General features: G+C 59.4%; 11 protein-coding genes. 4 read left to right on the forward strand and 7 right to left on the reverse strand.

Translation table 11 applies throughout. The annotated features are described in order from the left end of the window. The first annotated feature begins 3 nt into the window (after positions 1–3). The 4 genes from BFC21_RS22850 (at position 4) to lpxC (ending at position 4,457) form a co-directional block, all read left to right on the forward strand. Positions 4–870 carry a cell division protein FtsQ/DivIB gene (locus tag BFC21_RS22850; RefSeq protein WP_029611245.1) on the forward strand — a complete coding sequence of 289 codons (867 nt, stop codon included), beginning with the start codon at positions 4–6 and terminating at the stop codon, positions 868–870. 15 nt (positions 871–885) lie between these two features. Further along, a complete protein-coding gene (gene ftsA / locus BFC21_RS22855) occupies positions 886–2,145 on the forward strand; it encodes a cell division protein FtsA (protein ID WP_016779533.1) in 1,260 nt (419 codons plus the stop codon). A gap of 73 nt (positions 2,146–2,218) precedes the next feature. Continuing rightward, positions 2,219–3,433 (forward strand): cell division protein FtsZ, encoded by a 1,215-nt coding sequence (gene ftsZ / locus BFC21_RS22860; protein ID WP_016779534.1) that lies wholly within the window; start codon positions 2,219–2,221, stop codon positions 3,431–3,433. A gap of 112 nt (positions 3,434–3,545) precedes the next feature. After that, positions 3,546–4,457, forward strand: coding sequence for a UDP-3-O-acyl-N-acetylglucosamine deacetylase (lpxC, locus tag BFC21_RS22865; RefSeq protein ID WP_016779535.1), 912 nt, complete (start codon positions 3,546–3,548; stop codon positions 4,455–4,457). A 50-nt stretch (positions 4,458–4,507) separates the two neighbouring features. On the opposite strand, the gene BFC21_RS22870 is transcribed toward lpxC, so the two are convergent. The 7 genes from BFC21_RS22870 to BFC21_RS22895 all read right to left on the reverse strand — a co-directional run bounded on the left by BFC21_RS22870 (position 4,508) and on the right by BFC21_RS22895 (position 11,743). Next, a complete protein-coding gene (locus BFC21_RS22870; RefSeq protein WP_088379581.1) occupies positions 4,508–5,986 on the reverse strand; it encodes a diguanylate cyclase in 1,479 nt (492 codons plus the stop codon). A gap of 101 nt (positions 5,987–6,087) precedes the next feature. Next, positions 6,088–7,164, reverse strand: a complete 1,077-nt coding sequence (locus BFC21_RS22875; RefSeq protein WP_371914923.1) for a diguanylate cyclase — start codon at positions 7,162–7,164, stop codon at positions 6,088–6,090. 23 nt (positions 7,165–7,187) lie between these two features. After that, the gene (locus tag BFC21_RS27875) at positions 7,188–7,580 is read right to left on the reverse strand and encodes a hypothetical protein (protein ID WP_371914924.1); all 393 of its coding nucleotides are present in this window, start codon (positions 7,578–7,580) and stop codon (positions 7,188–7,190) included. Between the two features lie 86 nt (positions 7,581–7,666). Further along, the gene (locus tag BFC21_RS22880; RefSeq protein ID WP_088379012.1) at positions 7,667–8,986 is read right to left on the reverse strand and encodes an OprD family porin; all 1,320 of its coding nucleotides are present in this window, start codon (positions 8,984–8,986) and stop codon (positions 7,667–7,669) included. Between the two features lie 190 nt (positions 8,987–9,176). Further along, positions 9,177–9,401, reverse strand: coding sequence for a hypothetical protein (locus BFC21_RS22885; protein WP_088379013.1), 225 nt, complete (start codon positions 9,399–9,401; stop codon positions 9,177–9,179). Positions 9,402–9,696: 295 nt separating this feature from the next. After that, positions 9,697–11,094: a heavy metal sensor histidine kinase gene (locus tag BFC21_RS22890; RefSeq protein WP_120266509.1), complete on the reverse strand. Its 1,398-nt coding sequence runs from the start codon at positions 11,092–11,094 to the stop codon at positions 9,697–9,699. Next, complete coding sequence (locus BFC21_RS22895; protein WP_088379015.1) at positions 11,069–11,743, reverse strand: heavy metal response regulator transcription factor; 675 nt, start codon at positions 11,741–11,743, stop codon at positions 11,069–11,071. Before BFC21_RS22895 ends, BFC21_RS22890 begins: the two co-directional genes overlap by 26 nt. Positions 11,744–11,750 lie beyond the last annotated feature (7 nt).

Raw genomic sequence — 11,750 nt, forward strand, 5'->3', positions numbered from 1 at the left:
TCCATGCAAGGTGCATCGCTTCGTCATCAACCACCAGCTCCCGGCCGCAAGCCGGTGCCGCGTGGCGCCAGCCGGATGGTGGCGAAAGAACCGATGTCGGTGCGTTTGCCAAAAGCCAATTTCGGCTTTTTGAAAGCCCTGTTCTGGCCGGTGCTGTTGGTGGCATTGGGGTATGGCACCTACGAAGGTGCGCAGCGTTTGATGCCGTATGCGGATCGGCCGATCACCAATGTCAATGTGCAGGGTGACTTGACCTATATCAGCCAGCAAGCCGTGCAACAGCGTATTGCTCCGTATGTGGGGGCGAGCTTCTTCACGGTGGACCTGGCCGGCATGCGCACCGAGCTTGAGCAGATGCCCTGGATCGCCCACGCCGAAGTACGCCGTGTGTGGCCCGATCAGGTGGTGATCCGCCTTGAGGAGCAACTGCCGGTGGCGCGGTGGGGTGATGAAGCCCTGCTCAACAACCAGGGCCAGGCGTTCACCCCGCGTGAGCTGGCCAACTATGAACATTTACCACAGCTGTTTGGCCCCCAGCGGGCCCAGCAGCAGGTGATGCAGCAGTATCAGGTGTTGAGCCAGATGCTGCGTCCGATGGGCTTTTCCATCGTCCGGCTGGAATTGCGTGAGCGCGGCAGCTGGTTCCTGACCACCGGAGCCGGCAGTGCAGGGCCTGGGATCGAGCTGCTGTTGGGGCGCGATCACCTGGTAGAAAAAATGCGTCGCTTCATAGCCATCTATGAAAAAACGCTGAAAGAACAGATTACAAACATAGCGCGCATCGATTTGCGTTATGCCAACGGATTGGCCGTCGGCTGGCGGGAACCTGTGGCACCCACGATAGCCCAACCCGCTGTCGCGAAGAATTAAGAAGAGGCAGGACCCATGGCAAACGTGCAAAGCGGAAAAATGATCGTCGGTCTCGATATCGGCACCTCCAAAGTGGTGGCGCTGGTGGGCGAGGTCGGTGAAGACGGTACGATCGAAATCGTCGGTATTGGCACGCATCCGTCCCGGGGCCTGAAGAAAGGCGTGGTGGTGAACATCGAGTCCACCGTGCAATCGATCCAGCGCGCTATCGAAGAAGCGCAGCTGATGGCCGGTTGCCGGATTCACTCGGCGTTTGTCGGCGTGGCCGGCAACCACATCCGCAGCCTGAATTCCCACGGCATCGTGGCGATTCGTGATCGTGAAGTCAGCACCGCCGACCTTGAGCGCGTGCTCGACGCGGCTCAGGCTGTTGCGATCCCGGCTGACCAGCGTGTGCTGCACACCCTGGCCCAGGACTATGTGATCGACAACCAGGAAGGCGTGCGAGAGCCACTGGGCATGTCGGGCGTGCGTCTGGAAGCCAAGGTCCACGTTGTGACCTGCGCCGTGAATGCCGCCCAGAACATCGAGAAGTGCGTACGCCGCTGTGGCCTCGAGGTGGATGACATCATCCTTGAGCAACTGGCGTCGGCCTACTCGGTGCTGACCGATGACGAAAAAGAACTGGGCGTGTGCCTGGTGGATATCGGCGGCGGTACCACCGACATCGCGATCTTCACCGAAGGCGCGATCCGCCACACGGCGGTGATCCCGATCGCGGGTGACCAGGTGACCAACGACATCGCGATGGCGCTGCGTACACCCACCCAGTATGCCGAAGAAATCAAGATTCGTTACGCCTGTGCCCTGGCCAAACTGGCCGGTGCCGGCGAAACCATCAAGGTGCCAAGCGTGGGCGATCGTCCACCGCGTGAACTGTCCCGTCAGGCCCTGGCCGAAGTGGTCGAGCCGCGTTACGACGAGCTGTTCACCCTGATTCAGGCCGAGCTGCGTCGCAGCGGTTACGAAGACCTGATCCCGGCGGGCATCGTGTTGACCGGTGGTACTTCAAAGATGGAAGGCGCGGTCGAACTGGCCGAAGAGATCTTCCACATGCCGGTGCGTCTGGGCGTGCCGCACAGCTTCAAGGGCTTGACCGACGTTGTGCGCAATCCGATTTACTCCACCGCTGTGGGCTTGTTGCTGTACGGGCTGCAAAAGCAGTCAGACGGTATCTCCATATCGGGTATCAGCAACCGCGACAACTACAGCAGTGACGAACAAAAAGCCCCTGTGCTTGAGCGCCTCAAGCGCTGGGTGCAGGGCAACTTTTAAAGCTTGAGCTGTAAACAGATTCAAAGCAGTAGAAGTAGGCGAAAAAAACTAGAGAACTGAAAGGAGAGGGACCATGTTCGAACTCGTAGACAACATCCCGCAAAGCCCGGTAATTAAAGTTATCGGTGTTGGTGGTGGCGGTGGCAATGCTGTTAACCACATGGTTAAGAGCAACATCGAAGGCGTGGAATTCATCTGCGCCAACACTGATGCACAAGCGCTCAAAAGCATTGGTGCGCGGACCATCCTGCAACTGGGCACTGGCGTGACCAAGGGCCTGGGTGCCGGCGCGAACCCTGAGGTCGGTCGTCAGGCTGCCCTGGAAGACCGCGAGCGCATCGCTGAAGTGTTGCAGGGCACCAACATGGTGTTCATCACCACGGGCATGGGCGGTGGTACCGGTACCGGTGCTGCGCCGATCATTGCTGAAGTGGCCAAGGAAATGGGCATCCTCACCGTTGCGGTGGTGACCCGTCCGTTCCCGTTCGAAGGTCGCAAGCGCATGCAGATCGCCGACGAAGGTATTCGTCTGCTGTCCGAAAGCGTCGATTCGTTGATCACGATTCCGAACGAAAAACTGCTCACCATCCTGGGCAAAGACGCGAGCCTGCTGTCTGCGTTCGCCAAGGCCGATGACGTACTGGCCGGTGCCGTTCGCGGTATCTCCGACATCATCAAGCGTCCGGGTATGATCAACGTCGACTTTGCCGACGTGCGTACCGTGATGAGCGAAATGGGTATGGCGATGATGGGCACTGGCTGCGCCAGCGGTCCGAACCGTGCTCGCGAAGCGACCGAAGCGGCCATCCGCAACCCGTTGCTCGAAGACGTGAACCTGGAAGGCGCTCGCGGCATCCTGGTGAACATCACCGCCGGCCCTGACCTGTCCCTGGGTGAGTACTCCGACGTGGGCAGCATCATCGAAGCCTTCGCTTCGGAGCACGCGATGGTCAAGGTCGGTACTGTTATCGACCCGGACATGCGCGACGAGCTGCATGTCACCGTGGTTGCTACAGGTCTGGGTGCAAAAATCGAGAAGCCGGTCAAGGTTGTCGACAACACCCTGCAAGCGTCCTACGCAGCTTCTTCGGCACACAGCGCCCCTGTTCGTCAGGAAGCGCGTACCGAGCGTCAGGAACAACCGGTGGTCAACTACCGTGATCTGGACCGCCCGACTGTGATGCGTAATCAGGCCCAGCAAGGCGCGACAACCGCTGCCAAGCTCAACCCGCAAGACGATCTGGATTACCTGGACATCCCGGCTTTCCTGCGTCGTCAGGCTGATTAATGAAATCAATCAGGGGGATTAAGGTGATTGGTGTTCAGCAAAGGCTCGGTCTGCTATTATCGCCAGCCTTTGTTGATACCAGTTCGCAATTTGCGCTGAAGCGGCCAATGCCATGATTAAACAACGCACCCTGAAAAATATTATCCGTGCCACAGGTGTCGGCCTGCACTCCGGTGAGAAGGTCTACCTGACCCTCAAGCCTGCGCCTGTGGACACCGGCATCGTGTTTTGTCGTGCAGACCTTGACCCTGTTGTGCAGATCCCTGCGCGCGCGGAAAACGTCGGCGAGACAACGATGTCGACCACGTTGGTCAACGGCGACGTAAAAGTAGACACGGTAGAGCACCTGCTCTCGGCCATGGCTGGCCTGGGGATCGATAACGCCTACGTCGAACTCTCCGCGTCTGAAGTCCCGATTATGGACGGTAGCGCCGGACCTTTCGTGTTCTTGATTCAATCTGCCGGCCTGGAAGAACAGGACGCGCCGAAGAAGTTCATCCGCATCCTGCGTGAAGTGACAGTGGAAGATGGCGACAAGCGCGCCACTTTCGTCCCTTTCGAAGGGTTCAAGGTGAGCTTCGAGATCGATTTCGATCACCCGGTTTTCCGTAACCGCACCCAAAGTGCAACCGTGGATTTTTCCAGCACTTCGTTTGTAAAAGAAGTCAGCCGCGCACGCACCTTTGGTTTCATGAGTGATATCGAGTACCTGCGCAAGCACAACCTCGCACTCGGCGGTAGCGTTGAAAACGCCATCGTGGTGGACGCGGATGGTGTACTGAACGAAGACGGCCTTCGCTATGAAGACGAATTCGTGAAGCACAAGATCCTCGACGCAATTGGCGACCTTTACCTGTTGGGCAATAGCCTGATCGGTGAATTCAAGGGCTTCAAGTCTGGCCATGCTCTGAACAACCAGCTGATTCGCAAGCTGCTTGAAGAGACTGATGCATGGGAAGTCGTGACCTTTGAAGATGCCAGCACTGCACCGATTTCGTACATGCGTCCGGTTGCGGCAGTTTAAGTAAAACTTCTTTCTCTAGTTTTTGAAGGCCACCCTCGGGTGGCCTTTTTTTATGGCGCGGGTTTGGGTATCAGGGCATTGACCCCGGTTTCATTGATGTCCATGACCCGGTTGCGCCCGCGTTTTTTCGCCTGGTAGAGCGCCTTGTCGGCGGTTCTGAGCAGTTGCTCCTGATCGTCACCGGGTTTGGCGTAGCGGGTGCAGGCACCCAGGCTGATGGTCAGTTTCGGGGTGTCGGGGTTGGCGGGTTCCATCTGCTCGACCGCGGCGCGAATTTTTTCGGCCAGCAGGCGCGTGCCCGCCGCGTCGGTTTCGGTCAGCACCACTGCAAACTCTTCACCGCCATAGCGCGCCGCCAGGTCTGCGGGGCGGCGCACATTGGCCTTGATGGTCTGTGCTACCTGGCGCAGGGCTTCATCCCCGGCCTGGTGGCCGTAGTTGTCATTGAAGGCCTTGAAGTGGTCGATATCAATCATGATCAGTGACAGTGGCGCCCCCGAGCGCTGTGCGCGGCGCCATTCCAGATCCAGGGTCTTGTCCAGCATGCGTCGGTTGGCCAGCCCGGTCAGCGGGTCGGTGGCGGCCAGGGCGGCGAGTTCGCCTTCAGCGCGCTGGCGCAGGCGCAGTTCGCGCACCAGCAGCCAGGTCAGCCACAGCAAGCCCAGGCACAGCAGCAGGGTTGCGCTGCCGATCAGCAGGGCGGTGTGCCGCCAGTTGCTGAAAATATGCTCGGTGGACAAGGCCACCACCACCAGCAGCGGCAGCTCGCTGACCTGGGCAAAGTTGTAGAGGCGCTGCAGGTGATAGATGCCGGATACGGCAGTAAAGCTGCCGTAGCGCTCGGTTAAAAAGCGCAGGAAGATCGGCGTGTGCCCCAGGCCCTGGCCGGTATAGAACATGGTGGTGGCCGGGTACTGGATCAGCATGATGCCTTCGGTGCTGACCAGGCTGATATTGCCGGTAGGCCCCAGGTCCAGGCCGCGAAACAGGTTGTGAAAGTAACTCAGCTTCATCAGGGCCACGGCGACGCCGCCAAACTTGCCGTCGGGGGCAGTGATCCTGCGGCTGAGTACCAGGGTCCAGTCATTGGGGGTGTCGCTGGCAGGCAGGGGGCGGCTGATAAAGATGCCTTCGCTTTGCGCCTTGAGGTGAACCTTGAACCAGGACTGCTGGCGGGCGTTGTCGAGCAGGGGGACGACCGGGCGTGAGCCGGCAATTACCTTGCCTTCGGCATCCAGCACAAAAAAGCCGGCATTGGACGGCGCCTCGGCGGCTCTGTCGAACAGCAGGGGCTGTTGCGTCTGCGGCGAAAGCGAGGCCAGCGCCTGGCTTTGCACCAGGCTGACCAGGCTGTTGAGCGCTGAATCATAGGTGGACAGGGTATTGCGGATGTCACGGCTGATCAGCTGCACGATATTCAACGCAGAGCGCGCCGCATCATCTTCGGTATTGCGATACTCCCTGACCAGCAGGTAGCCGACGATGCTCAGGATCGTGACCACCGACAAGGCGCTGGCCCAGACCAGCATGCGGCGGGTGATAACCGGTGTGCGCAGATGATATTTAATGGCTTGACCCTCTGAAGAAAACACCATGCACAACGGGCCTTTCATTCAAGGCGGATACTCACTCAGGACAACTCTGGGGCACTGATGACGCAATTGCGCCCGGCCTTCTTGGCTTGATACAGGGCCTGATCGGCGCTGTTGATCAAGCCTGCAAGCTGGTCGCCAGGTTTCACCTGGCGAGTACTGACCCCCATGCTGGTGGTGAGCCGGCGATGGGAGGGCGTCAACGGTTCCAGTTGCTCGACTGCCTGGCGAATACTTTGCGCCAGGTTGTACGCGCCACTGGCATCGGTATCGGTCAGCACAACGGCAAACTCTTCGCCACCGTAACGGGCCGCCAGATCGGTGGAGCGGTGCATGCAGTGCCGGATTGTCCGCGCCACACGCTTCAGGGCCTCGTCCCCGTCCTGATGACCATAGGTGTCGTTGAAGTTCTTGAAGTGGTCAATGTCAAACATGATCAGCGACAGCGGTTTGCCTGAGCGCTGTGCCCGTCGCCATTCCTGTTCCAGGGTCTGGTCCAGCTTGCGTCGGTTGGCCAGCCCGGTCAGCGGGTCGGTGGTTGCCAGCGCCTCGAGCTGGCGCTCGGCGCGTTGGCGCAATTGCAATTCACGGCCCAGCAACCAGGTGAGCATCAGCAGGGCGCCACATAACAACAGCGTACCGATACCCACCAAAATGGCGTTGCGCCTCCAGGCGCTGAATACATCGTCAGTGGCCAGTGAGACCACCACAATCAGCGGCAGGTCCCCGACCTCGGAGAAATTGTAGAGCCGCTCTTCGCCATCAATGCTGGAGAGGGCGATAAAACTGCCCCTGTGTTCCTGCAGGAAGCGGATAAACACGGGGTTGTTGCTCAGGTTGGTGTGCGCGTCGGCAGCGTCGGGTTCGGGGTGCTGGGTCAGTGGTGTGCCATCGGTGCTGATCAGCCGGATAAAGCCGTGGGGTTCCAGGACCAATCGCTGGAACAGGGTCTTGAAATAGTCCAGCTTCATCTGCGCCACCGCCACGCCGAGAAACCTGCCATCAGGGCCGGAGATCCGCCGGCTGAAGCTGATGCAGCACGCGCCCTGGTTTTCGGCCGAATCAAAAGGGTGGGAAATAAACAGGTTGTCGCTGGTGGAGTCACGGTGTTCCACAAAACTTGGCCAGTGGCTGAAGTTCACTTTGGGGGGGCTAGTGTGCGGGAATCGGCCACCAGGTCGCCCTGGTCATTGAGCAGGTAAAAACCGCCATTGGCCGGGGTCTGTTCGGCTTTGTCGAACAACAGCATGTGTTGCAGCGGCTGGGAGACACTGCTCAGGTCGCTGCGCTTTGATACGTCGATCAGTGTATTCAGTGCCGAATCGTAGAGGTTGACGGTGTTTTGAACGTCTCGCCCGACCAGTTGCACGATATTGAGTGAGGTGCGGATGGCGGCCAGTTCGGCAGTGCGGTGTTCGCGCACCAGCAGGAAGCTGACGATGCTCAAAATAACAATGATTGAAACGGTTGTAGCGCCGATCAGCAGGCGTAGGGTGAGCACGTTATTGCGCAAGATATGCTTGATGGCCATGCTCGCTGTCGCCCTGGGTGCGGCCCCATAAAATGAATGCAATCATATAAAAAGGCCAGCTTAAAAGCTGGCCCTTTGGTCATGGATTAGAACACATCAATAGGATAGTCGACGATTACCCGGTACTCATCAACATCGTTATCCACGCTCTGGTACGCGGTGTTGCCGCGGTTGGTGGCCCAGCGCAGGGTCACTGCCAGGTCCTTGGCCTTGCCTTCCTGAATCACGTATTTGAGCCCCAGGTCACGTTCCCAGTGATGGGCATTCTTGCCCTCGGGGTTGTACCAGTTGCTATAGCCGATGCTGTTGGGATCCGCCTTGGTCAGGTCCAGCTCACCGCGTGAGTACGACGCACTGGCTGTGAGGCCGGCGATGCCCAGGCCGGCAAAGTCATAGTCGTATTGCAGCTTCCAGGAACGCTCGTTGGGGCCGTTGAAGTCCGAGTACTGCTGCGAGTTGTCCAGGTAAACGCTGTCGCCCTGATAGATATAGTCAAAGGGCGTGTTGCCGTTGACCCGCTGGTACACCGCCGTCACCTTGTGGCCGTCGATGCCCAGGGCCAGGTGCAGGCTGAAGGTGTTGTTGTCGATATCGCCCAGCAGCGCCTTGCCGGTGTCCTGGGTGTGATAGAAGTGCAGGCCGGGGTTGAGGGTGACGCCCTCGCTCAGCGTATGGGTGTAGTCGAAGTCGTAGTAGTACTGGTTCCAGATGTCCTGCAACTGGGCCGCGTACAGGTTGCTGGTGATCTCCGGCACGCCGCTCCAGGACGCACCGGCCCAGGTGATGTGCTTGCTGGTCTGGTCGCCCAGGTCACCGTAGGTGGTGGTCAGGCGACGCATGCCGCTCTGGTTGTAGGGCTTGTCGAAACTGACCTGGCCGCCTTCGAACATCCAGCCCTCGAAGCTGGTGTTGGTCAGGCTGACACCGCGAAAGGTCTGCGGCAGCATGCGGGTTTCACCGCCGGCGATCACCGGGTTGGTGAGGAACATGTCGCCGGCTTTAAGCACGGTATCGAAGGCGCGCATTTTCAGCGCGGCACCGGCAGACGAAAAGGCGGTGGGCGCTTTGCCGTTGCCATCGCTGACCGGCAGGATGCTGCTGCCATCGGTGCCGCCGCCGCCATCGAGCTTGAGCCCGAGCAGGCCATAGGCATCCAGGCCGAAGCCGACGGTGCCCTGGGTGAAGCCCGACTCGAACTTGCCGATAAAGCCCTGGCCCCATTCCTTGCTGTCATCGGCATGGGGGCTGCGGATATCGTGGTTCATATAGTAGTTGCGGGCGTGAATCTTGAGGCTGGAACCTTCGACAAAACCGTCTTGGGTAGCGTCGTCATCGGCGTGGGCGAAGGTTGGGATCGTTGCAGCCAGGGCAATGAATAACGGACTGAGTTTGAGTGATGTCTTCACCAGTTTGTTGCTCCTTGAGAGTGGCGGCAGTTTTTATTTTCTTTGCAAATTCTGTTCTTGTTTGAGGGCATGCCAGTGCCGGGCATGTTTTTTTAAAACAAAAAAAAGCCGCTATGATAGCGGCTTTTGAAACAATCAGTCACATGTGTAGGCCGTGACTGACTGGGTCGGGAAGTCTGCGGGTGTGCGTTCAGCTGTCCTGGACATCATCGCTGGCGCTGGCTTTAGCCTGTTCAGGCTGAGGTTTTGCGTCGTTTTGATGGCGTGCGGTCAGCTCTGCCTGGTGCTGTTCAAACGTGGCTGCGCGGGCCGCATTTTGTGCGACGAAGGCAGGGGATTCTTCCGCCATGGCCAGGGGCGACAACAACAAAGACGACAAAACGAAAACGCTAGCCATACCCATACTGCTGGACATTTCAAAGACCTTCTTGCTGAGCAAGTGCTGTGTGATGGGTTAAATCTATAGCGCCAGGCGGGGGCGAAAAAGCCATGTTTTCGACAAGGACTTTTGCGTTTTGGGTAACAAATGCTAAGGGCGGCGGGCTAGAGCGTTGTAGCAGCTGCCGAAGGAACGAGGCTGCGTTCGAGTGCGAAGCGCTCGTAAATCCTGAATGCACGGTTTTTTCAGGAAAAACGTGGAATCTGACTTTACGACGGCTTCGCCGCCGAACGCAGCCTTCGTTCCTCGGCAGCTGCTACAGGGCGACAGGTCAAACGGGCAAATACAACCCGAACGTATTGCGCCCGCCACCGCTGTGCACAAACACCTCACCTGCATGCATCTGTGCAATCGCCTTGACGATGGCCAACCCCAGCCCGTGGTTGGCGCCGCTGTTGTGGCGGGCGGCGTCTACACGATAGAAACGCTCGAACAAATGCGGCAAATGCTCTTCGGCAATCGGCTGGCCCGGATTGCTGATGCTGATCATGGCTTGTCCGGCGTTTTGCTCGATCAAGATCTCGATCACTTGTCCGGCTTCGGTGTGCTGTACGGCATTGTTCAGCAGGTTGATCAGCGCCCGACGCAGGTGGGCCTTCTCGATATTGACCCGGGCATTGCCGCTGACCCGTACTTCCACCCGCGCATCCTCAAGAATGAACTCCAGGTATTCCAGGGTCGTCGCCACTTCGTCAGCCAGCGACGCGCTGGTCAGTTTGCTGGCCTTGCTGCCCTGGTCGGCGCTCGCCAGGAACAGCATGTCGTTGATGATATTGCGCAGCCGTTCCAGCTCTTCAAGGTTGGATTGCAGCACCTCAAAGTAATGCTCGGCCGAACGCCCTCGGGTCAGCGCCACCTGGGTCTGGCCAATCAGGTTGGTCAGCGGTGAGCGCAGTTCATGGGCCACGTCGGCATTGAACGACTCCAGCCGGGTCCAGGCCTGCTCCACGCGGTCCAGGGTCGAGTTGAAGGCGCTGACCAGTTGGTCCAGCTCCGGCGCCAGGGGCGCCAGGTGCAAGCGCCCGGACAAGTGCGGCGGTGCCAGTTTTTGCGCGGCCTCAGACAGCTTGACCAGTGGCTTGAGACCGATGCGCGCCACCCAATAGCCGAGCAAGGAGGCCAGCAGCACGCCGATGCTCGCCAGGCTGACCAGCGCAATCAGTAGGTGATGCTGGGTCTGGCGAAAGGTCTGGGTGTCGATGGCAATCAGAAAGCGCAGGGCCGGGCGCTGTTCCTTGGCGGGTATTTCGCTGCTCAGCACCTTGAACGGGTAAGCCTCGCCGGGCAGGCGCAAGTCCCGCACGCCCGGCGGGCCCTGGGCGAATGCGCGCACCGCGGCGTCGGGGTTGCCGTATTCATAGGCCGGGTCGCTGCCAATGGCCCAAAAGCGGATGCGTTTGTCTTCCTCGCTGAGCAGCTTGAGCTTGCTGCTTATCTTGGCCCAGTGCTCGGGGTTGCCGTAGCGATTGAGCGACGACTCCAGCACGCTATAGCGCGCATCCAGTTCTGCTTCAGGCAAGCGGCCGATGCTTTTGTCGACCTGCTGGTACAGCGCCCCGCCGATCAATACAAACACCAGCAACGCCACCAGGGCGAACATCGCACTCAAACGCAGGGCGATGGAGTTCAAGGCCGTGAGTCGCTTAAACACTGCGCCGCTCCAGCACATAGCCCATGCCGCGAATGGTGTGCAGCAGCTTGTGCTCGAATGGCCCGTCGAGTTTGGCGCGCAAGCGCTTGATCGCCACTTCGACCACGTTGGCGTCACTGTCGAAGTTGATGTCCCAGACCATCTCGGCAATGGCGGTCTTGGACAGGATCTCGCCCTGACGCCGCGCCAGTACGCTGAGCAATGAAAACTCCTTGGCCGTCAGGTCCAGGCGGGCGCCGGCGCGGGTAGCCTTGCGGCTGATCAAATCTATCCACAGGTCGTCGACGCTCACCTGCACCGGCTCGTGGCCGCCGCTGCGACGGGTCAGGGCTTGCAGGCGGGCGACCAGTTCGAGAAACGAAAACGGTTTGCCCAGATAGTCATCGGCACCGTCACGCAATCCGCGTATGCGGTCTTCGACCCGCTCGCGGGCGGTGAGCATGATCACCGGGGTTTGCTTGCGCGCGCGCAAGGCCCGCAGCACGCCAAAGCCGTCGAGCCCCGGGAGCATGACATCGAGCACGATCACCGCGTAATCACTTTCCATCGCCAGGTGCAGCCCCTCGATGCCATCGCGGGCCACATCCACCGTATAGCCTTGCTCGGTCAACCCGCGGTGCAGGTAGTCGGCGGTTTTTTCTTCATCTTCAATAATCAGAACGCGCATAACCCGC

Source organism: Pseudomonas sp. TMW 2.1634 (assembly GCF_001703595.1).
In the GTDB taxonomy this organism is placed as follows: domain Bacteria; phylum Pseudomonadota; class Gammaproteobacteria; order Pseudomonadales; family Pseudomonadaceae; genus Aquipseudomonas; species Aquipseudomonas fragi.